Origin of the sequence: Rhodanobacter sp. C05 (assembly GCF_002001165.1) — a bacterium.
Taxonomy (GTDB): Bacteria; Pseudomonadota; Gammaproteobacteria; order Xanthomonadales; family Rhodanobacteraceae; genus Rhodanobacter.
The window spans coordinates 298761-323852 of the sequence record NZ_MUNQ01000007.1 but is presented as its reverse complement, the minus strand read 5'-3'; the positions used below and the strand labels follow the sequence as shown (position 1 = coordinate 323852).

At 64.0% G+C, this 25092-nt stretch carries 28 protein-coding genes; 12 read left to right on the top strand and 16 right to left on the bottom strand.

The genetic code is table 11. The features are described from left to right. Nucleotides 1-55 precede the first annotated feature (55 nt). Nucleotides 56-649 carry a phospholipid methyltransferase gene (locus B0E51_RS06090; protein ID WP_077443941.1) on the bottom strand — a complete coding sequence of 198 codons (594 nt, stop codon included), beginning with the start codon at nucleotides 647-649 and terminating at the stop codon, nucleotides 56-58. Nucleotides 650-725: 76 nt separating this feature from the next. After that, on the bottom strand, nucleotides 726-1685 hold the full coding sequence (locus tag B0E51_RS06085) for a peptidylprolyl isomerase (RefSeq protein ID WP_077443940.1): 960 nt from the start codon (nucleotides 1683-1685) through the stop codon (nucleotides 726-728). 149 nt (nucleotides 1686-1834) lie between these two features. Here B0E51_RS06085 and B0E51_RS06080 point away from each other — a divergent pair, with 149 nt between their 5' ends. Then, the gene (locus tag B0E51_RS06080) at nucleotides 1835-2197 is read left to right on the top strand and encodes a PadR family transcriptional regulator (RefSeq protein WP_077443939.1); all 363 of its coding nucleotides are present in this window, start codon (nucleotides 1835-1837) and stop codon (nucleotides 2195-2197) included. Further along, nucleotides 2197-3099, top strand: a complete 903-nt coding sequence (locus B0E51_RS06075) for a sensor domain-containing protein (RefSeq protein ID WP_077443938.1) — start codon at nucleotides 2197-2199, stop codon at nucleotides 3097-3099. The genes B0E51_RS06080 and B0E51_RS06075 overlap by 1 nt, the downstream gene beginning before the upstream one ends. 8 nt (nucleotides 3100-3107) lie before the next feature. Here B0E51_RS06075 and B0E51_RS06070 read toward each other — a convergent pair whose 3' ends face one another. Further along, complete coding sequence (locus tag B0E51_RS06070; RefSeq protein ID WP_077443937.1) at nucleotides 3108-4310, bottom strand: DUF1501 domain-containing protein; 1203 nt, start codon at nucleotides 4308-4310, stop codon at nucleotides 3108-3110. A gap of 52 nt (nucleotides 4311-4362) precedes the next feature. Beyond that, the gene (locus B0E51_RS06065; protein WP_077443936.1) at nucleotides 4363-5967 is read right to left on the bottom strand and encodes a DUF1800 domain-containing protein; all 1605 of its coding nucleotides are present in this window, start codon (nucleotides 5965-5967) and stop codon (nucleotides 4363-4365) included. A 161-nt stretch (nucleotides 5968-6128) separates the two neighbouring features. Here B0E51_RS06065 and B0E51_RS06060 point away from each other — a divergent pair, with 161 nt between their 5' ends. Further along, nucleotides 6129-6737 carry a class I SAM-dependent methyltransferase gene (locus B0E51_RS06060; protein ID WP_077443935.1) on the top strand — a complete coding sequence of 203 codons (609 nt, stop codon included), beginning with the start codon at nucleotides 6129-6131 and terminating at the stop codon, nucleotides 6735-6737. 168 nt (nucleotides 6738-6905) lie between these two features. On the opposite strand, the gene nth is transcribed toward B0E51_RS06060, so the two are convergent. Both nth and B0E51_RS06050 read right to left on the bottom strand, forming a co-directional pair. Next, nucleotides 6906-7544: an endonuclease III gene (gene nth / locus B0E51_RS06055; protein WP_077443934.1), complete on the bottom strand. Its 639-nt coding sequence runs from the start codon at nucleotides 7542-7544 to the stop codon at nucleotides 6906-6908. After that, complete coding sequence (locus B0E51_RS06050) at nucleotides 7541-8161, bottom strand: RnfABCDGE type electron transport complex subunit B (protein ID WP_077443933.1); 621 nt, start codon at nucleotides 8159-8161, stop codon at nucleotides 7541-7543. The genes nth and B0E51_RS06050 overlap by 4 nt, the downstream gene beginning before the upstream one ends. A gap of 172 nt (nucleotides 8162-8333) precedes the next feature. Between B0E51_RS06050 and B0E51_RS06045 the strand changes: the two genes are divergently transcribed. Next, the gene (locus B0E51_RS06045) at nucleotides 8334-8945 is read left to right on the top strand and encodes an ATP-dependent Clp protease proteolytic subunit (RefSeq protein ID WP_077443932.1); all 612 of its coding nucleotides are present in this window, start codon (nucleotides 8334-8336) and stop codon (nucleotides 8943-8945) included. 66 nt (nucleotides 8946-9011) lie between these two features. On the opposite strand, the gene metG is transcribed toward B0E51_RS06045, so the two are convergent. Next, nucleotides 9012-11135 (bottom strand): methionine--tRNA ligase, encoded by a 2124-nt coding sequence (gene metG / locus B0E51_RS06040; protein WP_077443931.1) that lies wholly within the window; start codon nucleotides 11133-11135, stop codon nucleotides 9012-9014. Nucleotides 11136-11355: 220 nt separating this feature from the next. On the opposite strand from metG, the gene B0E51_RS06035 reads away from it, so the two are divergent. The 3 genes from B0E51_RS06035 to B0E51_RS06025 are packed head-to-tail and all read left to right on the top strand — an operon-like array spanning nucleotide 11356 to nucleotide 13989. Further along, nucleotides 11356-12513 (top strand): MFS transporter, encoded by a 1158-nt coding sequence (locus B0E51_RS06035; RefSeq protein WP_256364102.1) that lies wholly within the window; start codon nucleotides 11356-11358, stop codon nucleotides 12511-12513. Between the two features lie 26 nt (nucleotides 12514-12539). Continuing rightward, nucleotides 12540-13202: an HAD family phosphatase gene (locus B0E51_RS06030; protein WP_077443980.1), complete on the top strand. Its 663-nt coding sequence runs from the start codon at nucleotides 12540-12542 to the stop codon at nucleotides 13200-13202. Further along, on the top strand, nucleotides 13195-13989 hold the full coding sequence (locus B0E51_RS06025; protein WP_077443929.1) for a DeoR/GlpR family DNA-binding transcription regulator: 795 nt from the start codon (nucleotides 13195-13197) through the stop codon (nucleotides 13987-13989). Before B0E51_RS06030 ends, B0E51_RS06025 begins: the two co-directional genes overlap by 8 nt. Before the next feature lie 110 nt (nucleotides 13990-14099). On the opposite strand, the gene B0E51_RS06020 is transcribed toward B0E51_RS06025, so the two are convergent. Continuing rightward, nucleotides 14100-14561: a DUF2147 domain-containing protein gene (locus B0E51_RS06020; protein WP_077443978.1), complete on the bottom strand. Its 462-nt coding sequence runs from the start codon at nucleotides 14559-14561 to the stop codon at nucleotides 14100-14102. A 160-nt stretch (nucleotides 14562-14721) separates the two neighbouring features. Here B0E51_RS06020 and apbC point away from each other — a divergent pair, with 160 nt between their 5' ends. From apbC to B0E51_RS06000, 4 genes are all read left to right on the top strand, one after another. Then, nucleotides 14722-15816 carry an iron-sulfur cluster carrier protein ApbC gene (gene apbC, locus B0E51_RS06015; protein WP_077443928.1) on the top strand — a complete coding sequence of 365 codons (1095 nt, stop codon included), beginning with the start codon at nucleotides 14722-14724 and terminating at the stop codon, nucleotides 15814-15816. After that, complete coding sequence (locus B0E51_RS06010; protein WP_077443927.1) at nucleotides 15813-16358, top strand: NADPH-dependent FMN reductase; 546 nt, start codon at nucleotides 15813-15815, stop codon at nucleotides 16356-16358. The genes apbC and B0E51_RS06010 overlap by 4 nt, the downstream gene beginning before the upstream one ends. A 93-nt stretch (nucleotides 16359-16451) precedes the next feature. Beyond that, nucleotides 16452-17018, top strand: a complete 567-nt coding sequence (dcd, locus tag B0E51_RS06005) for a dCTP deaminase (RefSeq protein ID WP_072761435.1) — start codon at nucleotides 16452-16454, stop codon at nucleotides 17016-17018. A gap of 123 nt (nucleotides 17019-17141) precedes the next feature. Continuing rightward, on the top strand, nucleotides 17142-17618 hold the full coding sequence (locus B0E51_RS06000) for a hypothetical protein (protein WP_077443926.1): 477 nt from the start codon (nucleotides 17142-17144) through the stop codon (nucleotides 17616-17618). Between the two features lie 94 nt (nucleotides 17619-17712). Here B0E51_RS06000 and pcp read toward each other — a convergent pair whose 3' ends face one another. Genes pcp through B0E51_RS05960 form a run of 8 tightly spaced genes read right to left on the bottom strand, consistent with a single transcriptional unit; the run spans nucleotide 17713 to nucleotide 23636 of the window. Further along, nucleotides 17713-18366 carry a pyroglutamyl-peptidase I gene (pcp, locus tag B0E51_RS05995; RefSeq protein WP_077443925.1) on the bottom strand — a complete coding sequence of 218 codons (654 nt, stop codon included), beginning with the start codon at nucleotides 18364-18366 and terminating at the stop codon, nucleotides 17713-17715. Between the two features lie 16 nt (nucleotides 18367-18382). Further along, nucleotides 18383-19351, bottom strand: a complete 969-nt coding sequence (locus tag B0E51_RS05990; protein WP_077443977.1) for a DUF979 family protein — start codon at nucleotides 19349-19351, stop codon at nucleotides 18383-18385. A 2-nt stretch (nucleotides 19352-19353) separates the two neighbouring features. Then, nucleotides 19354-20049, bottom strand: a complete 696-nt coding sequence (locus tag B0E51_RS05985; protein ID WP_077443924.1) for a DUF969 domain-containing protein — start codon at nucleotides 20047-20049, stop codon at nucleotides 19354-19356. A gap of 31 nt (nucleotides 20050-20080) precedes the next feature. Continuing rightward, complete coding sequence (locus tag B0E51_RS05980; protein WP_077443923.1) at nucleotides 20081-20845, bottom strand: 5-oxoprolinase subunit PxpA; 765 nt, start codon at nucleotides 20843-20845, stop codon at nucleotides 20081-20083. Between the two features lie 14 nt (nucleotides 20846-20859). Further along, nucleotides 20860-21843: a biotin-dependent carboxyltransferase family protein gene (locus tag B0E51_RS05975; RefSeq protein WP_077443922.1), complete on the bottom strand. Its 984-nt coding sequence runs from the start codon at nucleotides 21841-21843 to the stop codon at nucleotides 20860-20862. Next, complete coding sequence (pxpB, locus tag B0E51_RS05970; protein ID WP_254424424.1) at nucleotides 21840-22538, bottom strand: 5-oxoprolinase subunit PxpB; 699 nt, start codon at nucleotides 22536-22538, stop codon at nucleotides 21840-21842. Before pxpB ends, B0E51_RS05975 begins: the two co-directional genes overlap by 4 nt. A gap of 7 nt (nucleotides 22539-22545) precedes the next feature. Further along, nucleotides 22546-22971: an HIT family protein gene (locus B0E51_RS05965; RefSeq protein WP_077443920.1), complete on the bottom strand. Its 426-nt coding sequence runs from the start codon at nucleotides 22969-22971 to the stop codon at nucleotides 22546-22548. Further along, a complete protein-coding gene (locus B0E51_RS05960) occupies nucleotides 22968-23636 on the bottom strand; it encodes a dienelactone hydrolase family protein (protein ID WP_077443919.1) in 669 nt (222 codons plus the stop codon). The genes B0E51_RS05965 and B0E51_RS05960 overlap by 4 nt, the downstream gene beginning before the upstream one ends. Before the next feature lie 109 nt (nucleotides 23637-23745). On the opposite strand from B0E51_RS05960, the gene rimO reads away from it, so the two are divergent. Next, a complete protein-coding gene (gene rimO / locus B0E51_RS05955) occupies nucleotides 23746-25083 on the top strand; it encodes a 30S ribosomal protein S12 methylthiotransferase RimO (RefSeq protein WP_077443918.1) in 1338 nt (445 codons plus the stop codon). Nucleotides 25084-25092: the final 9 nt, after the last annotated feature.

The following is a 25092-nucleotide window of genomic DNA, read 5'->3' as shown; positions in this document are numbered from 1 at the left end:
CCCATTGGCACAATGAACGCATGGCGCGTGGCGTGCCTGCCGGCAGGACGGTGTCTCAGGCGGCAACCTGGATATCCGGGCGCCGGCTGATGCAGTAGACCGATGCCGGTGGCAGGTTGAGCATGACGCCTCCGACGCGCCGCGCCTGCAGATGCAACCGCTTGAGCAGGCTTGCCGGGAGCGGACAACGCGGGCCGTAGGTGAACTGGTAGAACATGCCGTCGGCACGCAGCTGGCGATCGAACACGCCCTGCACGATGGCGGCCACCTGCGCCGCCGGCATCGACAACAGCGGGAGGCCGCTGACCACGGCGCAGGCACGCTCATCACCGAACAGCGGCTGGGTGTGCCCGAGTTGTGCTGCGTCCATGCGCAGGATCTTCGTTTTCGGATAGCGTCGGGCCAGGGCGTCGGCAAAGTGCGGATCGGCTTCGATCAACGCGAGCCGATGCGGAGGCACACCGTGTGCCAGCAGTGCCCGGGTCAAGGCGCCGGTGCCTGGCCCAAGCTCGATGACCGGTCCATCGAGCTGGCTCACATGGGCTGTCATCAGGCGGGCAAGTGCCGCGCCGGATGGCGTGACGGCGCCAATCCGGCGCGGGGCTCGCAGCCACGCGCGCAAGAAGGCGACGGTATCGTTCAGTGGCATGTAGCGGTTTCCGACATGATCAAGCCTGGCTGCAAGGTAACCGATATGGCTGAACAGGATGTTCGCATGAGCCGGATCAATGGGCTTGGTGTACCGCAGTGCCCGCCGAGGTCGGTTCGCGTACCGGTACATCGATGCCACACAGGTCGATCTTGCCGGCGGGGACTGCATAGAAGGTATCGCGACGATTGCGCTTCGCCTCGATCAAGGTGGCAAACGTGGTGCTGTCCGTGCGCAGCACTTCGATCACAGGACGTCTGGCAACGGGTATATCGGCTGCCAGACGTACAGACTGGATCACCGTGCGCTGAGTTGGCTGGCTGTAGAAACCCATCGGGCCAGTACCCCGGGGCAAACCGGACAGCAACGGCATGCCTTCCAGCACGCGACCGATCACCGCCAGATTGCGATCCAGCCTGCGTGGTGCCTGGCCGATCACGGCATACAGTGCACTGCCATTGCCGGTTTCCGGGCCGTTGTCGCGTCCGACGCCGACCATGCCGTAGCAGTGGGCCAGCCATTCCTGTCCGCTGGCCGGGTCACGTGCCACCGGAAAGCCTTCGGAGAAACCGACTTCAGGTGCATAGACGTCGCCGTCAGGCAACGCGGTCCATGCCAGTTTGGGATCGATCGGGCGGGTGAATTCCGGTGGCAAGGTGTTCTTGGCGTTGCCCAGCGAGCGTACTTTTTTCGGGTCACCGCCATCGTCGCCGGCCGGATCGTCCCATTGGGTCACGAAGTTGTCCTGCACCCGCACGATCGCCAGTCCGTCGAAATAGTGTTGCTTTATCAGGGTGCGGATATTTGCGGCATGCAACGGGGTGAAGTCCGGTGCCAGTTCGATCAGGACGCGGCCGGTGGACAGCTGGATCACCAGCAGATTGTTTGGGTCAGGCTGACGCCATTCGACTGCGCCGGATTTTGCCAGCAACTCCTGGGTAGTCGGCGTGGGTTTGCTCTGGTCCGCGAGGGCGGATAGTGCAAGCAGGCCGGCACTCAATGCAGCGGCTGCGACGAGATAGTGGCGACGAAACATGCGGTTCCCCTTCAGGCGGCTGATCGGCAGAAGAGCAACTTAGCAGAGCCTGGGCGCCAAATTGCCGGAGGCATGACTTCAGGCCCATGCACTAGTATCAAGTTCACACTATGGTTCACTCATGTCTAAGCGGCAGTACGGGTGAGCGAATGGAAGACAACGCCAGCCAGTTGAAGAAGTTCCAGAAGGAGCTTTCCAGCGGCACCGTGTCGCTGGTGCTGCTGGCGGTGCTCGGCCAGTCGCGCCAGCCGATGTATGGCTACCAGATCGCCAAGCGGCTGGAGGAAGTGGGTGAGGGCGTGCTGGCTGGCAAACAGAGCGCGCTGTATCCCGTATTGCGCAATCTGGAAGCGGCGGGGTTGCTGGGCAGCGAAGTCGAGCCATCGATCAGCGGGCCGCCGCGCCGCTATTACCGCATCACCAAACCGGGGCGCGAGGTCTTGCGCGAGTGGGTGGCGGCCTGGACCGCAACCCGCGACTCCGTCGATAACGTCTTGCAAGGAGGGGTGTAATGAACGCGCCACGCACCATCAATGAATATCTGGATCAACTGCGCAGCGCTCTACGTGGCGCCGATCCTGCCCTGATCCAGGATGCCCTCTACGACGCTGAGGAACATCTTCGCGCCGAGCTGGCCGAACAACCGGGTCGTGACGAGGCTGCGATGCTCGATCATGTCGTTGGCAGCTATGGCGCACCGGACGAAGTGGCGGAGATCTACCGCGACCAGGAAATCAAGATCCAACGCGCGATCCGACCGCCGCCGCCGCCGCCGCGCCATTCGGTACTGGGACGATTCTTCGGTGTCGCGGCAGATCCGCACACCTACGGTGCGTTGTTTTACCTGTTGCTGTCGCTGGTCACCGGTATTTTCTATTTCACCTGGGCAGTGACTGGCCTTTCATTGTCAGCCGGCCTGTCGATCCTGATCATCGGTATCCCGTTCTTCCTGCTGTTCCTTGGCAGCGTGCGCGGGCTGTCGCTGCTGGAGGGACGCATCGTCGAAACCATGTTGGGAGTGCGCATGCCGCGCCGGCCACTGTATCCGTCGCAGCAAGGGCAGCCGCTGCTGAAGCGCATCGGTGCGATGTTCACCGACGGACGCACCTGGGGCACGTTGTTCTACATGCTTCTGATGCTGCCGCTCGGCATCATCTACTTCACGATCGCGGTGACGCTGCTGAGTGTGTCACTGGCCTTCATTGGTTCGCCCTTCGTCAAGGCGTTCGGTTTCAACGTGATCAACATGGATGTCGATGGTTTCAGCTACTACGGCCCGGACTGGGCTGGCACGATCGCGCTTTGTTTCGTCGGTGTCGTGCTGCTGTTCGCTACCTTGCATCTGGTCCGTGGCATTGGTCGCCTGCACGGGCAGATCGCCAAGCATCTGCTGGTGCCCAGTTCGGTGGCGTGAGTGCTGTCTCAGACCAGTTGCAGATCGCGGGGCTGCGCGCCCGGGAACACGGTCTGCAATTGCTTGCCTGACAGGCCCCACACATGTCCGAGCATGCCGCCAAGCACGTCGCGGTAATTGTTGAGCACGGGATAGTCGCGGTTCTGCAGCAGGCTCTGCCGATTGACGGCAACCTGCTCGCCGGCGATGCGGCCGCCGTTGACCTTGCCGCCGAGTACCCAGTGCACGGTGCCGTGACCGTGGTCGGTGCCCTTGTCGCCGTTTTCGCGGAAGGTGCGACCGAACTCGGAAACCACCACCACCACGGTGTTGTTCCACTCGTCACCGAGTGCGTCGGCGTAAGCGGCGAGGCCAGCGCCGAGGTTCTGCAGGTTGTTGGCAAGGCCGCCGGTGACGCTGCCCTGGTTCACGTGAGTATCCCAACCGCCCACATCGATGAAACCGAGCCGATAGCGGTCGCGCATCAGCGTGGCAATGCGCTGTGTTTCGGCGGCAAAGCCTTTCGCGCTGGGTGCGCCGCGACTGGCATGAACCATTTCATCGCGCAGGTCCTGCGAGACGGTGTTCGGCAGCGCCAGGCCATCTGCAGTGGCGGCAGCCAGTGAGGTACCCTGGTACATCTGGGTGAGGATCGCCGACTGGCGCGCGTCGAAATGCGGTTTGGTATCGCCTTTCAGCGAGATGTTGGGAATGTCATGGCCAGCGCCCTGAAAGCTCAGGGGCAGGGTATTCGTGAATGCGATCGGCGGCACGCCGGGTAGCGTGCCGGACAGGCGGGCGAGAAAGCCGGAACGGAAGTTGCCGCGTTTGGCAGTAGGTTCACCGGATTCGATATTGTCTTGCGTCTCGAAATGGCTGCGCGACAGATCATCGGTGCCAGCGAACGGCACGAACGCGATCTGCTTGCGCTGCCACAGCGGATAGACCGAGTCGCGCAGCACGGGATTGAGGCCCCAGTTTGCGTCCAGTGCGATTGCGCTGTTCGGGTTGCCGGAGTCAGGCTTGGCGATCGCCAGCGTCGGTCGCGACTCGTAATAAAAGTCGCTGCTGTGGGGTACCAGCAGGTTGTTGCAGTCGTAGCCACCGCGCAGGAACACCAGCAGGAAGCGGGGCGCGTTGGTCGGCGTGGCGAACAATTTTCCGGAGAATGACAGGGCCGGCAACGCAACGGTGGCGCTGGCGGCGGCAAACAGGAATTCGCGGCGGTTCATGGAGCACCTCGGTGATGGTCGGCAAGCTCGTCCATGCGGAAGGAGCAAAACGTCAGCGGTAATTGAAATCGGGCGACGACAGCAGGAACGTGTTCCATTCCATCGGCGACTTGGCCTGGCTCAGCGCGGTGCCGGTGGCAGTGGATAGCCCTTGCGCTATCGCGTCGCGATACAGCGCAGAGTCACGCAACGCGGGAGCATCCCGCGGCGGATTCGCAGGAACGCCAGGCAGCGCAGGGTCGCCGCTATCCACGAACAACCGGTTGCGTCCGCTGCCTATCACGCGAGCGAAGTCGAAGCGTTTGCTCATCTGGCCCGAGCCGGTCCAGCTGGCTGAATCCAGCGGCCAGCCATCGGGCGTGATGCGGCCATACAGCGGCTCGTCCATCTGTCGCAGCCAGTTCACCAGCGGCACCGCATTCGGAATTGGCTGGCCGTCATAGGTAAGCCGCATCGCCGAGACCAGGAAACGCATCGGGTCCTTGAACTTGTGTCCGTCGATAGAGGCAGCTTCCGGCGACCGCAGCATCGTGCGCATGACCGCGGCGATGTCGCCGTCGCTGCGCTGGAACGTCTTCGCCATCGCATCGACCAGCGAAGCCGGTGGCTGGTCGGCGATGAAGTAAGTGGCGAGCTGCTGCGAGATGAAATGTGCACATGCCGGCTGGCTCACGATCATATCCACGGCCTGGGCGATCTCGTCGTAGCCGCTGCCCTTGATGGTCTGACCGAGGAAGTTCTTTTCACCGAAATCGTGCTGGTTCGGGTTGAACAGGAACAGGCCGTCGTGTACCAGGCCGGGACGCGCATGGGCGAACAGGTTGCGTCGCGCAGCCGGCTTTGCCGGCAGCAGGCCGGCGCCGGTGAGGATGCGCATCAGCTGCTGCACGTCCTGCTGGCTGTAGCCGGAGTTCACGCCCAGCGTATGCAGTTCCATCAGCTCCCGTGCGTAGTTCTCGTTGGTCTTGTCCTTGACGTTGTGCTCGTTGTCGAGGAACACCAGCATGGCCGGGCTCTGCAGCGTGGCCATGACCAGATCCTTGAATTTGCCCAGCGCACGCGGGCGAATCACGTGTTCCTCGTAGTCGGCGGCGAACAGGCGTACCGGCCCCTTGTCCGCATACACGCTGAAGTGGTTGAGCCAGAACCACACCAGTTGTTCCTTCAGCTGGTCGCTGCCGTAGATCGCGTGCAGCATCTCGGCCTGCGCGGCCTGCAGGTAGATATCGCGACGGTACTGCTGGAAGGCCGTCTTCGCGGCGTCCTTGGCCGGGCCAGCCGGCACCTGCTTGAACTGCTGCGCGCGCTCCTGGTAGTCGGCCAGCTGCTGCCCCAGCGGCGTGCTGATGACGGCCAGGCTGTTGATCTGCGCGGCAACCTGCGGCGGCAGGCTGTCGTCGCCGGCAAGCTGTTCGTCTAGGAAGCGTGTGCGGCCCAGTTCGCGGTAACGCGCCAGCGTGGCGCTGTCGAGACCGAAGCTGTCGCGGCGCAGCCACGCGATATCGCCCAGACGCAGGCCGTCTACCTTCGCGGTAACCTTCGTGGTCGGCATTCGGTCTGGCGGCTTTCCGTCACCGGCACAAGCCAGTGCCGGAGCGAGCGTCAGCAGCAGGCCGAGAGCCAGCGTACGGCAGCGAAGCGGGGTGGCGGCAGGCATGCGTCCGTACTCCGGTGATGGGCGTTGCGTAGTGTTAACGCAATGGGTGCCGTTTGGCTGACTGCCGCAACGTGACAGACAGCGCATATTCCGACGCGATTCAGCCGAAGTGCTCATTGCGCGCGACGGCAGTTACCATGCGACACCCGCCGGAGCCTGCCATGCCCAAGACCTACGACCGCGACTATTTCGACAAGTGGTATCGCGATCCGCAGCATGCGGTCGGTTCGCCGGCTGAACTCAAGCGCAAGGTGGCGATGGTGGTGGCGCAAGCCGAGTACTACCTCGGTCGGCCGATCCGCAACGTGCTCGATGTCGGTTGCGGTGAGGCGACCTGGCGCGCGCCACTGCGCGCACTGCGGCCGGATATCGCCTATCGCGGGCTGGATGCCAGCGAATACGTGGTGGCGCGCTACGGCCGCAGCCGCAACATTGGCCTGGCGCGTTTTGGCCAACTCGAACAGTTGCGTTTCGACACCCGTTTCGACCTGATCGTGTGCACCGACGTGTTGCACTACCTGAAGCCGACCGAGATCCGCGCAGGCCTGCAGGGCATCGGCGAGATGCTCGAAGGCGTGGCGTTCCTGGAGGTATTCACCAGTCGCGATGATGTGGCCGGCGACCACCACGGTTTCGTATCGCGCGCACCGGCCTGGTATCTGCGCGAATTCGGTGAGGTTGGACTGCTGCCATGCGGCTCGCACTGCTACCTCGGGCCGCGGCTGGAACGTCACATTGCGGCGCTGGAGCGGGCGCAGCTGCCGGCCTGAATGCTTGCTGGAACCTCGATGTGCTCCTCCCCTTGCTCGTTCCGAAGAGGGGACTCCCTAGGGTCGCAGGGGGAGGTGGGGAGGGAGTGAAGCTTTTGATCTTCATGGCGAAGAGCAACCCCACCCCAGCCCTCCCCTGCGAGCAGGGGAGGGACACAGCTGCATGGTTCAGTCGGCGACGGTCTTGTCCTTGTAGCGGCACAGGTCGCGGATTGCGCAGTGCGGGCAATCCGGCTTGCGTGCCTTGCACACGTAGCGGCCGTGCAGGATCAGCCAGTGATGGGCGTCCTGCTTGAACTCGGCCGGGATCACCTTCTCCAGCTTGTCCTCGACCGTGCGTACGTCCTTGCCCGGTGCCAGCCCGGTACGGTTGGCGACGCGGAAGATATGTGTGTCCACCGCGATGGTCGGTTCGCCGAACGCGGTGTTGAGCACCACGTTGGCAGTCTTGCGGCCTACGCCGGGCAGCGCTTCCAGTGCTTCGCGATTGTGCGGTACCTCGCCATCATGCAGCTCGATCAGCAGCCGGCACAGCGCGATCACGTTCTTCGCTTTCGCATTGAACAGGCCGATCGTGCTGATATAACGCTTCAGGCTTTCCTCGCCGAGAGCGAGGATCGCCTGTGGGGTGTTCGCTACCGGATAGAGCTTCTTCGTGGCCTTGTTTACGCCCACATCGGTGGCCTGTGCCGACAGCACCACCGCGACCAGCAGCTCGAATGGCGTGGTGTAGACGAGTTCGGTGGTCGGGTGCGGGTTGAGTTCGCGCAGGCGTGTGAACATGTCGATTACTTCGGCGCGCTTCACGGCTTCGGCTCCTGTTGTTTCGCCTTGGCGCGGGCCAGCGCCGCCAGCACGGGATTGACCGGGCCGGCCGTGGCGTCCACCGCCACCTTGCGTGCGGCCAGCTCGGCTTCGCGCTGTACGTGCTGGCGTTCCAGTCGTGCCTCACGGCGTTGGAAATGCACACGGGCGGCATCGGCGTGGGCTGTATCGATCTGCTCGACCGACATCGGCAACAGCACGATGCAGTCGACCGGGCAGGCTGGCACGCACAGTTCGCAGCCGGTGCAGTCGTCGGCGATCACGGTATGCATCAGCTTCGACGCACCGACGATTGCATCGACCGGACAGGCCTGGATGCACTTGGTGCAGCCGATGCAGTCGGCCTCGACGATGCGCGCCAGCGTGCGTGGCTTCTCGATGCCATGCTCGGGACTCAGTGGCAGCAATGGACGTTGCAGCAGCGCGGCCAGCTTCTCGATGCCTGCCGCGCCACCGGGCGGGCACTGATTGATCTCGGCTTCGCCACACGCAATCGCTTCCGCATACGGGCGGCAGCCGCGATAGCCGCACTGCTCGCACTGGGTTTGCGGCAGGATCGCGTCGATGCGGTCGGCGAGACTGGCTGCGGAATCGTTCATGGCGGGATGTAACGTCATAGGCGTCCATTGTCGCGCAAACTGCTCGAACATCCCCAGCTTGAAGTGCTGCCATTTGTCGCCATCTCGTATTGCGGAGACCATCGGCCGCGAACACGGGTCCGAATGGAAGTGCCATCATCGGTGCTCCGGCACGATCATCAAGGAACCACACATGCATTCCATCGACCGCACCCCGGCTTCGCTGGCCAAGGAAGCCGAAACCGTAACGCCGGAAAAACGGCCACCGCAGATCGAGGACCGCCTGTTCAAGGCGCGCACCATCCTGATCTATGGCGGGATTGACCAGAAGCTCGCCGAGCGTGTCACCGCGCGCATGCTGGCGTTGCAGTACGAGAGCGACGAGCCGATCACCATCTTCATCAATAGCCAGGGCGGTCACGTCGAATCAGGCGACACCATTTACGACATGATCAAGTTCGTGAAGCCGGAAGTACGCATCGTCGGCACCGGCTGGGTGGCCAGCGCGGGCGCATTGATCTACGCCGCGGCCAAACGCGAGAACCGCTTCAGCCTGCCCAATACCCGCTTCCTGCTGCATCAACCCTCCGGCGGCGCCGGTGGTTCGGCCAGCGAGATCGAGATCCATGCACGCGAGATCATCCGGATGCGCCAGCGCCTCAACGAGATCTTCGCGCGCGAGACCGGCCAGCCGGTAGAGCGCATCGCCAAGGACACCGAGCGCGATTACTGGATGTCCGCGGAAGCCGCCGAGGCTTATGGGCTGGTGGGCAAGATCATCGCGAATGCCAACGAACTGGCCTGAACTGACCTGGGCAAATAAAAAAACCTCCCGCCTCGCAGCGGGAGGTTTTTTTATGGAAGGAATCGCTTATTTGACCGTTGCGCCAGCAGTCACGCCGCTGTCGGCGTCGAGCAGGAACAGGTCGCTGCCACCGTCGCCGGCCGACAGGATCATGCCCTCGGACAGGCCGAAGCGCATCTTGCGCGGCGCCAGGTTGGCGATGAACACCACGTTGCGGCCGACCAGCTTCTCCGGTTCGCCGTAGGCGGCACGGATGCCGGAGAAAATCTGTCGCTTGCCCAGCGGGCCGGCATCCAGTTCGAAGCGCAGCAGCTTGTCGGAACCCTCGACGAATTCGCAGGCGATGACCTTGCCGACGCGCAGGTCGAGCTTGGCGAAGTCGTCGATGCCGATGATGGCGGCGCCATCGACGGCGTTACCGTTGGCGGGGGCGTTCGAAGTGCTGCTGGCTTCGCTCATGGTCTTGCTGGGTTCCTTGGATTTCTTGGCCGGTGCAGGCTTGGCTTCAGCACCGGAACTGCCGAGCGATTCCTTCGATGCTTCCACCATCGCCTCGATGCGCTTGGGGTCGATGCGGGCGAGCAATGGTTCAAACGCGTTGACGGTGTGGCCGTGCAGTTCGCGGCGGGCATCGTTGAAGTCAGTGATCGGTGCGGCGAGGAACTGCTCGGCGGCAGCCACGGTGGCGGGCATGACCGGCTTGAGCAGGCCAGCCAGCAGACGGAAGGCGCTCAATGCAAACGAGCACACCTGATGCAGTGCGTCGCGCTGTGCTTCGTCCTTGGCCATCAGCCACGGCGCCTTGGCGGCGATGTGGCCATTCACCAGGTCGGCCATCAGCACGAAGCGCCGTGTCACCTCGGCGAATTCACCGTCTTCGTAAAGCTGGTCGATGCCGTCGTAATGCGACAGCAGGGTTTGCCACAGCGCGGCTTCTTCGGCGTCGAAACGATCGGCCAGCTTGCCATCAAAGAATTTCTGCACGAAGCCAGCCGTGCGGCTGGCGATGTTCACCCACTTGCCGACCAGGTGCGAGTTGACGCGTTCCTCGAACGCCTTGAGGTCGAGATCCACATCGACCGGTGCATCGCTGAGCATGGTCGCGAAGTAGTAGCGCAGGAATTCCGGATGCAGCCCAGCGTCGAGATACGTGCGCGCCTGGATGAAGGTGCCGCGCGACTTGGACATCTTCGCGCCATTCACCGTGAGGTAGCCGTTCACGTGCAGCGCGGTGGGCGTGCGGAAGTTCGCGCCATGCAGCATCGCCGGCCAGAACAGACCGTGGAAGTTGATGATGTCCTTGCCGATGAAGTGGTGCATCTCGGCGGTGCTGTCGGGACCGAGGAAGTCGTCGAATTTCAGGCCGGTCTGGTCGCACAGCGCCTTGAAGCTGGCGAGGTAACCCACTGGCGCATCCAGCCAGACGTAGAAAAACTTGCCGGGTGCATCGGGTATCGGAAAGCCGAAGTAGGGCGCGTCGCGCGAGATGTCCCAGTCCTTCAGGCCACCATCCAGCCACTCCCGCAACTTAGCCGCGACACCGCTGTTCGCCACCGGTTTGCCACCGGTGAACTTGCCGGCGAACCAGTCGCGCAGCAGCCCCTCGAACTTGCTCAGCTCGAAGAAGTAATGCTCCGAATCGCGCAATACCGGCGTGGCGCCGGACATCACCGAATAGGGGTTGATCAGGTCGGTCGGGGCATAGGTGGCGCCGCAGTGCTCGCAGTTGTCGCCGTACTGATCCGGCGTGCCGCAGTTCGGGCATACGCCCTTGATGTAACGATCCGGCAGGAACATCTGCTTTTCGGGATCGAACAGCTGCTGGATGCTGCGTTTGGCGATATAGCCGCTGTCGCGCAGGCGTGTATAGATCAGCGAGGCCAGCTCGCGGTTCTCTTCCGAGTGCGTGGTGTGGTAATGGTCGAAACTGAATTGGAAATCCGCGAAGTCGGCCTCATGGCCTTCGCGGATCCCGGCGATGAACGCCTCCGGCGTCATGCCGGCCTTTTCGGCGGCCAGCATGATCGGCGTGCCGTGCGCGTCGTCGGCTGCGACGAAATGCACTTCGTTGCCCATCATCCGCTGCGCACGCACCCAGATATCCGTCTGGATATAGCCAAGCATATGGCCCAGATGCAGCGGGCCATTGGCATAGGGCAAAGCGTGGGTGACGAGCAGGCGACGACTCATGGCAGACAGGCACTCCGGAATGACTGCGCATTATTGCATGCGGGCCTGCGACTGGCCGTAACTCAGGGCCTGCACGAGGCATCGATCTCGACGGGTTTGATGCGACCGCAACTGATTCGAGGCGGGATGCTGATCCCGGAATGCACATTTTCCTGATTGCACGATTTATCGCGTTTATGTACATTCATGCATGTTTTGCATTGTGGATCGGACAACGAACGTGCTGAGTAAATCAAGATCAGCGGGCCGCGAGCGGCTCGGAGCAGCTACCCGCGCCACCCGGCTTATCTTCCTGGTGTCCGGCATCGGCATGGCCAGCTGGGCGCCGATGGTGCCGTATGCCAAGGCGCGGCTGGGGCTGGACGATGCGGGTCTCGGCCTGGTGCTGCTGGCCTTCGGTGGTGGCTCGATGCTGTCGATGCCGCTGATCGGCTTGTTGACCCATCGCTATGGCAACCGCAAGGTGATCGGCGTGGCCGGGCTGCTGCTGTGCGTGGCGATTCCGCTGCTCGCGATCGTGCCGACCGTGCTTTCGCTGACGGTGACGCTGCTGTACTTCGGCGCGATGCTGGGTGCGGTGGATGTGGCGATGAACGCGCATGCGGTCGAGGTGGAGCGGCGTGACGGTCGCGCGTTGATGTCCGGTTTTCATGGGCTTTTCAGCATTGGCGGCCTGGCTGGTGCCGCGATCATGAGCGCGTTGCTGGCGCTGGGTCTGCCGCTGTGGGCCGGCGCCGTGGTGATCGCGCTGCTACTGGCGCTGATCGTGCTCAGCCAGCGCAGCAGCCTGCTTTCCCGTGTGGACGATGCGGCCGAACGGGCGGCGGTGTTCCGTCTGCCGCGCGGACTGGTGTTGCTGCTTGGCGTGCTGTGCTTTGTCAGTTTCCTGGCCGAGGGCTCGATGCTCGACTGGAGCGCCGTGTTGCTGCGCGACTTCCGCGGTTTCTCCGCGGCATCCGCCGGTATCGGTTACGCATGTTTCTCGGTGGCGATGGCCGTCGGCCGACTTGCCGGCGATCGGGTGGTCGGGCGATTGGGTCCGGTGTGGGCGGTGCGCGTCGGTGCCGGTACCGCTGCGCTCGGGTTCCTGCTGGCAGCGATGTCGCCATGGCCACCGGTTTCGCTGTCCGGTTTCGTGTTGATTGGCCTGGGCGCGTCGAACATCGTGCCGGTGATGTTCAGTGCGGCGGGCCGCCTGCCGGGTATCCCGCCAGCCATTTCCATCGCCACGGTGACCACGCTGGGCTATGCCGGTCTGCTTAGTGGCCCGGCACTGATCGGTTTCCTGGCCCATGCCAGCAACCTGCCGGTGGCGCTGGCCGTGGTCGCCGGCATGCTGTTGCTGGTGGCAGCCTCGGCGCGAATCGTGCGGCGTTGAATGACATGCATGATGAGGATGACGAAATGAGCGAACGTGGACCGGGGCATGCGGCAGTGGACACGGTGATCTTCGATCTCGGCGGTGTCCTGATCGACTGGAATCCGCGCTATCTGTATCGCCAGCTATTCGATGACGAGCAGGCGATGGAGCGGTTCCTGGCCGAGGTGTGCAATTCGCCGTGGAACGAGCAACAGGACGCCGGGCGTCCATGGGATGAAGCCATCCGGCTGCGTAGCGCGGAGTTCCCCGAACACGCTGCGCTGATCGCCGCCTACCGTGCACGCTGGGACGAGATGTTGCGCGGCCCGCTGCACGACAGCCTGGCGATATTCCATGAGCTGCGTGTGCGCGGCATGCGCCTGTATGCCTTGACCAACTGGTCGCAGGAAACCTTTCCGCTGGCGTTCGAGCGCTATGCGTTCCTGCAGGTATTCGAGGGCATTGTGGTGTCCGGGGCGGAGCGGATGATCAAGCCCGATCCGGCGATCTTCCACGTACTGCTGAACCGTTACGGTGTTCAGCCGGAACGCGCCGTCTTTATCGACGACGCTCCGCGCAATGTGGCTGCGGCGGCGAAGCTCGGCATGCACGCGCTGCAGTTCCGTGATGCAACGACATTGCGCGCTGAACTGGTTTCGCTGGGCTTGCTCGACGCCGCATCGCCGGAGATGCGTGAGCATGGCTAAGGTGAATCCCGGCGAGATGCTGCCGCAGGAGCGCCAGCAATGGATACTCGATCGACTGCACCAGCGCGGTCGCGTGGTGGCAGTGGAGCTGGCGACGGAATTCGCGGTGTCCGAGGATTCGGTCCGGCGCGATCTGCGCGAGCTGGCCGCACAAGGTCTGTGCAAGCGCGTATACGGCGGTGCGCTGCCCTTGTCCGCCGCCGTGGCGCCGCTCAAGCAGCGGCGCCACGAACATGCCGGTCGCAAGCTGGCCTTGGCACGCAAGGCGGTGGCCCTGGTGCGGCAAGGACAGGTGTTGCTGATCGATGCCGGTTCGACCAACGCGGCGATCGCCGCCGTGTTACCACCGGATTTCGGACTGACCGTGGTGACCAATGCGCCGGAGATCGCGCAGATCCTGCTGGAGCGTGAAGGCTTCGAGATCCTGCTGATCGGCGGCCGAATCGATGCACGGATTGGTGCCGCTGTCGGTGCGCAGGCGGTGCAGGAGATCCAGCGGGTACGTGCCGATCTGTGCTTTCCCGGCGCCTGCGCCGTTGATGCGGACGGCGGCCTATGGGGTTTCGACAGCGAGGAAGTCCTGCTGAAGCGGGCGATGGTCGAGGCCAGCGGTGAGGTCGTTGTCGTCGCCACCAGCGACAAGCTCGGTACCGTGGCGACGCATCGGGTGGCTGGTATCGACGAAGTGCAGCATCTGGTGGTCGAGCACGATGTCGGTCGTGCGCTTCGTGCAACATTCAGCGCGCATGGGCTGACGGTGCATCGGGCTGAGGCGCCAGCGGCATGAGGCAGGACATAAGCCCTATAGGCCTGCCTGAGGCCAATGAAAAACCCCATGCCGGAGCCCCGGCATGGGGTTTGGTACTACACGGACAAGGCGTTTGACGCTGGTGCCTGTTACTGCCGCTCCCACACCTGGCTGCGACCCAGCAGGGCGAAGCCGATATAGCCGTGCACGTCGAGTTTCTGGCCGCCATCGCTCAAGGTGAGCTTTACCTTGTAGATCTTGCCGGTCTTCGGGTCGAGGATCTTGCCCCCGTTCCACACGTCGTCGTCCTTGCTCACGCCCCACATGATGGTCATGCCAATGATTGGCTGATCCTTGTTGGCGCCGCTGCACTGCGTACATTTGGGAGGATTGCCGTCGCGGGCAATGTCCTCCGGCGTCGCATTCATCACCTGCAGCACCTTGCCCTGCAGTTTGCCGTTGTCTTCGGTGATCTGGATGATCGAGGTGGGTTTGTGCGTTGCATCGTCCACTTGTTTCCACGTCCCCACGGGGGAGTCGTTGGCGGCAAAAGCGGCGCTGGCGCCCAGCAGCAGGCTGGCGGCGATGGCGAGTCGGAACAGTGGCTTCATGTTGACCTCCCGTACGAAAGCGTATGGCTGGAGCCTGCCGGGGCCTGTGCGGAGCGTCAAGCTGCATTGCGCCATGTGCTGCGCGATCTGGTTGACCCAGGTCGGCGGTACCGTGATGCGGGCTGGCATAATAAGCAGTCCCCATACCATTCGAGCCCCCATGACACAGGCGAACGAAGCCCTGGTCCGTCGCCTTCTCGGCGAGCTGATCGACACCCATACCGGCGCGCCGCTGGTCGAGTCCTTGCGTGCGGTCGGCGTGGACGGTGCGCGCGTGTCGGTGGACATTCAGCTTGGTTATCCGGCCGCGGGTGCGATCGACAGTCTGACTGGGCGTGTTCGGCAGGCCTTGGAGAGCGATCCGGCGATCGAATCGGCTGCTGTCTCGATCACCAGCCGCGTCCACGTGCACAAGGTGCAGGGCACGCTGGGGCCGTTGCCGAACGTGAAGAACATCATCGTGGTGGCCTCGGGCAAAGGCGGTGTAGGCAAGTCCACCGTGTCGGCGAACCTGGCGCTCGCGCTGCAGGCCGAGGGTGCGAAGGTCGGCGTGCTGGATGCCGACATCTACGGGCCCAGCCAGCCGACCATGCTGGGCGTCAGCGGCAAGCCGGAATCGCCCGATGGCAAGAGCATCATCCCGATGCAGGCGCACGGCATGCCGGTGATGTCGATCGGTTTTCTGGTGGAAGCGGACACGCCGATGATCTGGCGCGGCCCGATGGTGACGCAGGCGATGATGCAGCTGCTCACCGACACGCGCTGGGAGCAACTGGACTATCTGATCATCGACCTGCCGCCGGGCACCGGCGACATCCAGCTCACGCTGTCGCAGAAGGTGCCGGTGGCTGGCGCAGTGATCGTCACCACGCCGCAGGACATCGCGCTGCTGGATGCGCGCAAGGCGCTCAAGATGTTCGAAAAGGTCGAGGTGCCGGTGCTCGGCGTGGTGGAGAACATGGCCACGCATGTCTGCTCGAACTGCGGCCACGAGGAGCATATCTTTGGCGAAGGCGGCGGCGAGCGGATGTCAACGCAATACGGCGTGCCTTACCTCGGTTCGCTGCCGCTGGACATCCGCATCCGCGAGCAGGCCGATGGCGGCACACCTACGGTGGTGGCGATGCCGGATTCCGATCTGGCGGCCCGTTACCGCGAAATTGCCCGCAATGCCGCAGGGCGACTTTCGCGCCAGCCACGCAACAAGTCACTGGGACTGGGCAAGATCGTGGTGCAGGGCGCGCCTGTCGCATGACGGCGACGCGACGACGGGTGTTGTGTCTATCCGGCAGCCTGCGCCGAGTTTCGGCAAACACGGCTGCCTTGCAGGCGGCACGGCAGCTTGCAACGGACATGCTGGAACTCGATCTTTATGAGGGTCTCGGCGCGCTACCGCTGTTCAATCCGGATGACGAAGCCGCACTGTTACCTGCCTCCGTGGTTGAGTTGCGCGAGGCGGTGGGGCGTGCCGATGCCTTGCTGGTCGCCTGTCCCGAATATGCGCACGGTGTGCCCGGCGCGTTCAAGAACCTGCTCGACTGGCTGGTGGGTAGCCTGGAGTTCCCTGGCAAGCGGGTACTGTTGCTGAATACCGCAGCGCGTGGTTCGCATCATGCGCAGGACGCGCTGGGCGAGATCCTGCGCACAATGTCCGCCCAATTGCTGACCACGCAGCCGTTCCTGGTGGCATTGCCGGGCGCAGGCTGCAGCGTGGCGCAAGTGTTGGCCAGTGCCGAACGCTGCATGGAATTGCGTGCTGCGCTGACTGTGCTCGTCGCAGAACTGGCTGTGACGTGAAGCCTGCAGGCTGGCGTGGTAGCGGTCTGACCATGTATTTTTGTCGTTTGCGCCCGGCTCGACCGGGCGATCCTGTTACCGACCGGAGTCCGCGTGAGCATCAAGTCCGACAAGTGGATTCGCCGCATGGCCGAGAGCCACGGCATGATCGAGCCGTTCGAGGCTGGCCAGGTCAAGCTGCGCGATGGCCAGAAGCTGGTGTCCTATGGCACCTCCAGCTACGGCTATGACGTGCGCTGTGCGCGCGAATTCAAGATCTTCACCAATATCAACTCGACCATCGTCGACCCGAAGGCGTTCGATCCAACCAGCTTCGTCGACGTCGAAGCGGACGTGTGCATCATTCCGCCGAACTCGTTCGCGCTGGCGCGCACGGTCGAGTATTTCCGCATTCCACGCCAGGTGCTGACGATCTGCCTCGGCAAGAGCACCTACGCGCGCTGCGGCATCATCGTCAACGTGACGCCGCTGGAGCCGGAGTGGGAAGGCCATGTGACGCTGGAGTTCTCCAACACCACGCCGCTGCCCGCAAAAATCTACGCCAACGAGGGTGTGGCGCAGATGCTGTTCCTCGAATCCGACGAGGAATGCGAGACCAGCTACAAGGATCGCGGCGGCAAATATCAGGGCCAGCAGGGCGTGACGCTGCCGCGAACTTGAACCGGACGGCCCTGTCGAAGGCAGGTGGCTGAACGGCGGGCATCTGCCACAGCTGCCCATGTCACCGTCCGGCGTTACACTTCCCAATTATTGATTCAATTGTTTGATTTTCAGGAGACCTGCATGATCCGTTTTTCCACATTGCTGACGCGCGCTGCCGTCGCGATCATGCTGGGCAGCACATTGCTGCTTGCCGGTTGTCACTTTGGCGGCACCAAGGGAGTCACCACGGCTTCGATGCAGGGACAATTCGACGCCACCATCCAGGCCTACAAGGAAGGCCAGTTCGTGGTTGACGGTGCCGTGCTGTCGGCGGTCGATCTCGGCAGCCACTTTGCCTACCTGAAGGATCAGGGCAAGTTGCCCAAGACCGTGCTGCTGCAGAACAGCGACGATTCGAAGATCCGCAAGATCCACCTGCAGTACATGGCGCGCATGCAGCTCGACTACGGGTTCCGTACGTACTACGACAACAAGGGCACGCTTATGGAGATCAACCCGCAGGACACCAAGGCGCGCGCCTTGCAGGATCACCACGAGCGTGCTCCGACACCCGACGCGCCGCCGCCGCAGGATCACACGCCAGGCGCCCAGTACTGATCCGCGCAATACCGGACGCACGGACTTTTATCGACGGCCCGCGGAGCAATCCGCGGGCTTTTTCATGCGTGGCGGGTGACGAGAGGTGTTGCGCTCAGTCGAGTGCGCCGGCGCCAAGCTTGCGATCAACCGGCGTGGTGATCGCTGTGCGCAAGGCGATCTCCAGGCCGCGCACCACATCAGTCAGCGCCATGCTGGCGGCACCGTGTCGCGGTGCCGCCTGTGTTGGCGAGTACGGAATGTGGATGAAGCCGGCGCGTACGCCACGCCGCTTCGCTGCCAGATACAGCATGGCGTAGGCGATCTGGTTGCAGACATAGGTACCGGCGCTGTTCGATATCTCGGCCGGCAGGCCTTGCGCATGCATTGCAGCCAGCATCGCCTTGATCGGCAGCGTGCTGAAGTAGGCGGCCGGTGCGCCGGCGATCACAGGTTCGTCCACCGGCTGCGCCCCGGCGTTGTCGGGAATGCGCGCATCCTGCAGGTTGATCGCCACCCGCTCGATCGACAGCTGCGACCGTCCACCAGCCTGGCCTACGCCGAGCAGGATCACCGGGGTCAGCTCGCGCACCGCCGCCTTGAGCATGCGCAGCGAACTGGCAAACTCCGTCGGCAACTGCAACGCGACAACACGATGTCCGCCGATGCGTTTGCCGTGCAGTGTCCGCACGGCCTCCCACGACGGATTGATGCTTTCGCCGCCGAACGGATCGAAACCGGTCAGCAGGATACGTGGGACGGTGCTCATGCAGACCTCATCGAATTCAGCGGAATACCAGCAGCCACATCAACATGAAGGTAGTGGCGAGAATCCACAACGCGCTCCATACCTGCGCGCGGATCACTCCGTACGGGCTGCGCAGTTCCAGCAGCGCAGCCGGCACCAGGTTGAAGTCGGCTGCCATCGGTGTCAGCAGGGTGCCGCAGTAGCCGCACAGCATGCCCATCGAACCGAGGATCGCCGGATTCGCACCGTGCTGATGGATCAGCAGCGGCAGGCCGATGCCGGCCATCATCACCGGAAACGCCGCGAACGCGTTGCCCATGATCACGGTGAACAACACCATGCCGAGTGCGAAGGCGAGCAGGCAGGCAAAGGCGCTGCCGGTCGGCAGGAAGGTGCCGGCCAGTGCGGCGATCGCCGCGCCCACGCCGCTTTGAGTGAACACCTCGCCCAGCGCCGCCAGCAGCAGTGGCAGCAGCGCCGCCCAGCCGATCGCATCGAGCAGGCGTCGGCCTTCGGCCAGGCCGTCGCGCATCGGCGCATGCGCCACCCGCGCCGCTGCGAACAGTGAGACCAGGCAGGCCAGCGCCAGTCCGGTCAGGGTCATCTGCGGCGTGGCGAATACGGCATGTCCTGCAATGAAAAGATGCGCGCCGAACAACGCCACCAGCAGGGTTACCAGTGGAATCAGCAAGGCGGGCACGAACAACTTGTGACCGAGTCGGATCGCCGATTGCAGGCGTTGCTCGGCGTTGTTGCCTTCAACATGTGCGTGGCGGCGCAGGCGTGGTGCCAGCAGCGCCAGCACGATCACCCCGATACCAGCCAGTTGCGCCGGTAGCGCGTGGCCGGTGGCCTGTTGCGCCAACACGTAATCGCCGCTGCCGAACAGCGTGCCGAGCACCAGCCAGAACGCAGCGTGCCAGCCGTGCTGCTCGCGCAGATTGCGCAGGCCGGTGTAGAGCAGGAAGGCAGCGATCAGCCAGTAGGCGTATTCGATGCGCAGCATGCTCAGCTCGCCGATTCGGTGCGTGCGGATGCCGCGCGACGCTGCAGCCGGCGCTGGTACAGCCATACCCGCACGGACTGGATGATGAAGGCTGCGATCGCCGTGGGTAGCGCCCACAACGCGATCGACAAGGGAGTCAGCTCGATACCGTGCTGCGCATAGAAGCCCTGGACCAGCAGCACCGCGCCGAGTGCGATGAATACGTCCTCACCGAAGAAACGGCCGATGTTGTCGGTGGCGGCGGCCATCGCGCGCAACTCGTCGCGATCGGCATCGCTCAGTGTCGGCAGGATCTTTTCCGCAGCGGCTTCACCCATCGGCGCAAGCAGCGGGCGCACCGTTTGTGCGGGGCCCGCTACGCCAGTGAGGCCAAGCATGGCCAGCAACTGACGCAACAGCAGATAGCCGATCAGCAGTCGTGCCAGGGTCAGTCCGTGCAGGCGACCTATCCAGCGTTGCGCGTGTTCGCGCAATCCCGCACGTTCCAGCAGCCCAATCACCGGCAGGGTCAGCACAAAGATCAGCAGCATGCGACTGGATACGAAGCTCTTGCCGAGCAGGGCGAGCAGCGCCGGTACCGTGAAACCGGCCAGCATGGCGCTGCTGATCGCTGCGGTGACCACCACCAGGACCGGATTGAAGCGCAGCAGAAAGCCGACCACGATCACCGCGACGCCGAGCAGTGGCCAGTAATTCATGAGCGATCTTCGTCGCAGCGAAGGAAGGGCATCATGCAGCTCCTGGTGCGGCGATCTGCAGGCCTGCTGCTTCGAGCTCACTGCGCAGCTTGCGCGCCAACTGCACGGCATGGGCGCCATCACCATGCAGGCACAGCGTGTCGGCGCGTAGTTGCACGTGCCGGCCATCCAGCGTATGCGCCACGCCGTCGCGGGCAATGCCGAGTGCCTGCGCCAGCGCCTGATCCATATCCTCGATCACGGAGCCGGTTTCGCGGCGTGGCTGCAACGAGCCATCAGCGCGATAGCGGCGGTCGACGAAGGCCTCGGCAACAACCGCCAGGCCCAGGGTCTGGCCGGCCTCGATCAGGGCCGAGCCGGCCAAGCCGAACAGCCGCAGCTGCGGATCGAAGTCGCGCACGGCGCGGGCGATCGCGTTGGCCAGCACCGCATCGCGTGCAGCCATGTTGTACAGCGCGCCATGCGGCTTGACGTGGGTCAGCCGCGTGCCGGCGGCACAGGTGAACGCGTGCAGGGCACCGATCTGGTACAGCGTCAGCGCATGCGCTTCGGCGGCCGTGACGCTCATTTCGCGGCGCCCGAAACCCTGCAGGTCGGGTAGCGAGACGTGCGCGCCGATTGCCACGCCGTGCGCCACCGCCTGCGCCACCGTGTAGCGCATGATCTGCGGGTCACCCGCATGAAAGCCGCAGGCGATGTTGGCCGAACTGAGCAGCGCCAGCAGTGCGTCGTCGTCGCCCATGCGCCATGCGCCAAACGATTCGCCGAGGTCGCCGTTGAGGTCGATGCGGTTCATGCGGGTTGACTCAATCAAGTGCGTTCCAGTCGTTGTGCGATCGTGCCGAGCAGGCGTGCCAGCCGCTGCCGATGTGCGGCCAGCCGCGTCAACGCCTCGTCCAGCGTGGTCTCGCGGAAGCATACGGTATCGCCCGGGCGCCGTTGCGCCAATCGCGGCAGATCCACCATGGCGATCTGGCCGATCCGCGGGTAACCGCCGGTCACTGGCGCCTCGGCCAGCAGGGCGATCGGCTGGCCGGACGGCGGCAATTGCACGGTGCCGGGCAGTGCTGCCTCGGAAATCAGTTCCAGCGGTGCCCGCAATTGCAGCATATGGCCATCCAGACGACTGGCGGTGCGGTTGCTGTCCTTGCTCAGGGAAAATTTTCCGCTGAACAGGAGCTGTTGCGACGCTGCATCCAGTTGTGACCAGTGGCTGCCGCACAGCAGCGCCAACGGACGCTGAGCGAAGTCGAACCAGGGCTGGGGATCGAGACTCCAGTCAAGTTGCTGCACGTCGTAGCCAGCGGTAAAACCGGGCAATGCTGCAGCGGTGCCAACAGGTAGCACATCGCCGGCGCGCAGCGCGCGGCCGCGGTCATAGCCGATGCGCGCGTGCAAGTCGCTGCTGCGGCTGCCAAGCAGGGTCGGCACGTCGAAGCCGCCGCGCACGGCGAGATAGCTGCGAAAGCCGCTGACCATGCCGCCCAGGTGCAGCACGCTGCCGGCGGCCAAGTGGAAGGTGGTCCACATCGGCACGCTGCGCTCACCGACGCGGGCCGTGATCGGCGCGCCAGTCAGCGCGATCACTGCCGCTTGTTCGAAGCGCAAGCTGGGGCCAGTCAGGGTGCATTCGATCGCTGCCTCGCTGCCGACATTGCCGACCAGCGCGTTGGCCAGCTGCCACGCGGGCGGATCCATCGCGCCGGCACGCCCCACGCCGAGCGCAGCATGGCCTGAGCGTCCGGCATCCTGCAGACTGCTCAGCAAGCCCGGTTTGATGACGGTGACGTTCATGCCGGGTTGGTCGCTGCCAGGTCGCGGAACTGGTCTTCGTCGATCGCCTCAAAGCGCACGCGATCGCCTGGCGTGAACAGCGATGGCGTGTTCGCCGTGATGTCGAACAGGCGCATGGGCGTGCGTCCGATCAGTTGCCAGCCGCCGGGCAGCGTCTCCGGATAGATGCCGGTCTGGCTGCCGCCGATCGCCACGCTGCCCGCCGGCACGCGTTGGCGCGGATCGGGGCGGCGTGGCACGGCCAGCCGCGGATCGAGTCCAAGCAGATAGGGAAAGCCTGGTGCGAAGCCGAGCATCGCCACGCGGTAGTCGGCGGCAGTGTGGTGGGCGATCACCGCATCCGCATCGAGCCGACAGTGGGCGGAAACCTCGGCCAGATCCGGGCCGTGCTCGCCGCCATAGCAGACCGGAATCACCAACTCACGTGATGCGATGACGAACGGATCCGGTGCGTCCAGGATCGCGCAGGCGGCTGCCTGTACTTGTTGATGCGGGTCGCCGCCGGGCCAGTGCTGCGGATCGAAGCGCAGCAGCACGCTGGCATAAGCCGGCACGCATTCCAGTTGCGGCAGACGCTGGCGCAGGCAGGCGGTTGCGGCCTGCACGCGCGCATTGAGTTCGATATCGATGCGCTCGCCAAAACGCAGCAATAGCGCATCCTCGGCCAGCGCTTCGAACTGGATGGCCGGCAGCATCGCGGCGTTATCCGGTGATCTTGGCGAGCGCTTGCCGCAGCGCATCCAGCCGTGCGGCCAGGCTGGTATCGGCATACGGCTGAGCGTGGCCGTGACCCCATACCGGACCGGGCCATGCGGCGTCGCCCTCGCGGCGCGCGACGATATGCACATGCAGCTGGCGCACGATGTTGCCGAGTGCGCCGAGGTTGAGCTTGTCGCACGGAGCGATCTCACGCAGGGCCGCCGAGGCACGATTCACTTCCTGCCACAGCAGCGTCTGCTCGTTGGCGGCCAGGTCGGTGATCTCCACCAGTCCGGCCTGACGAGGCACCAGTACCAGCCAGGCGTAGCGCGTGTCGTTCATCAGTCGCACATCGCATAGTGCGAGTGATGCGACCAGTCGCGTATCCGCCTCAAGCCGGGCGTCGAGTACGAAATCGGGCTTGCTCATGCGCCAGCCAGGTATTTGTCGAAGAATGCCAGGGTGCGCTGCAGCGCGAGCCTGGCGCTGGCCTCGTCGTAACTGGCGCCGACATCGCGGTTGAAGCCGTGATCGGCCGGATAGGTGAAGGTCTCCATCTGCGGCAACGCTTCGCGATGCTTGGCCACCATCTCGGGTGTGATGTGCTGGTCCTTCTCACCGAAGTGGAACATCACCGGCGCCTTCGGTGTTTCGTGCAGGAACGGCAGGTTGCGCGCGCCGTAATAGCTCACCGACGGCAGGCCCAGGCGCAATGCGGACAGCAGCGCTATGGTGCCACCCCAGCAATAGCCGACGGTGCCGATCTTTCCCGCCGAAGCGATCGCCTCGGCCGCGCTGGCGACGTCCTCCACTGCACGATCCAGCCCCAGTTCGGTGACCAGCTGCTTGCCCCTGGCATAGCCGGCTTCGTCATAGCCCAGCTCCACGCCGGTTTCCAGATGGTCGAAGAACGCCGGCGCGATCGCGGTATAGCCGTGCTCGGCGAAGCGATCGGCCACGCTGCGCATGTGCGCATTGACGCCGAAGATCTCCTGGATCACCACGATGCCGCCCTTCGGCTTGCCCTGCGGCTGGGCCAGGTACGCGCCGATGCACTGGGTGCGGGTGGTGGGTAGATTGATCTGCTGGCCCATGGCTGGATGCTCGCGGTTTCGAAGCCGTGATCTTAGCTGCCGCGGCATCGCCCGCGAGCTGACGTATAATCGTCTGTTTCCACGCACATTTTCACGGTAACCCAAGCTCATGTCCCAGGCTGCACACAAGATCGGTTTCGTCAGCCTCGGCTGCCCCAAGGCGCTGGTCGATTCCGAGCGCATCCTCACCCAGCTGAAGGTCGAGGGTTACCAGATCGTGCCCAGCTACGGCGAGGCCGATGCGGTGGTGGTGAACACCTGCGGCTTCATCGACGCGGCGGTGCAGGAGTCGCTGGATTCGATTGGCACCGCCCTGCATGAGAACGGCAAGGTGATCGTCACCGGCTGCCTCGGCAAGCGTGAGGCGCTGATCCGCGAGGCGTATCCGGACGTGCTGTCGATCAGCGGCCCGCAGGACTACGTCAGCGTGATGAACGCGGTGCATACCGCGTTGCCGCCGCAGCGCAACCGCTTTCTCGATATCGTGCCGGACACCGGCGTCAAGCTGACCCCGAAGCACTACGCCTATCTGAAGATTTCAGAAGGCTGCAATCACCGCTGCAGCTTCTGCATCATCCCGTCGATGCGCGGCAACCTGGTCTCGCGTCCGGTCGACGAGGTGCTGCTGGAGGCTGAGCGGCTGGTCAAGGGTGGCGTCAAGGAGCTGCTGGTGATCTCGCAGGACACCAGCGCCTACGGCGTGGACATCAAGTACGCCGAGCGCCAATGGCGCGACAAGAGCTACCGCACGCGCATGACCGAGTTGTGCGAAGGCCTGTCCGAGCTGGGCGTGTGGTCGCGGCTGCATTACGTCTATCCGTACCCGCACGTGGACGAGGTGATGCCGCTGATGGCGGCCGGCAAGCTGCTGCCGTACCTCGATATCCCGTTCCAGCACGCCAGCCCGCGTATCCTGAAACTGATGAAGCGCCCGGGCAATATCGACAAGACGCTGGAACGCATCCAGAACTGGCGCAAGGTCGTGCCTGACCTGACCATCCGCAGCACCTTCATCGTCGGCTTCCCTGGCGAGACCGATGCCGAGTTCGAGGAACTGCTCGACTTCCTGCGCGAGGCCGAGCTGGATCGCGTCGGTGCGTTTGCGTATTCGCCGGTCGATGGCGCCAAGGCGAACGAGCTGCCCGATCCGGTTTCCGAGGAACTGAAGGAAGATCGCCTGGAACAGTTCATGGCGGTGCAGGCGGAAATCTCTGCTGCCAAGTTGCAGCGCAAGATCGGCCGCACGATCACCGTGCTGGTCGACGAAGCCGGTGCCGACGGCGCGGTGGCGCGTTCGGCGGCGGATGCGCCGGAGATCGACGGCACCGTGCTGATCGCCGACGGCCACGCGCTGAAGTCGGGCCAGTTCGTCGACGTGGTGGTCGAGGCCGCCAGTGAGCATGACCTGCATGCGCGGCTCGCTCATCCCAAACTCAAGCTGATGTAAGCCAGCATC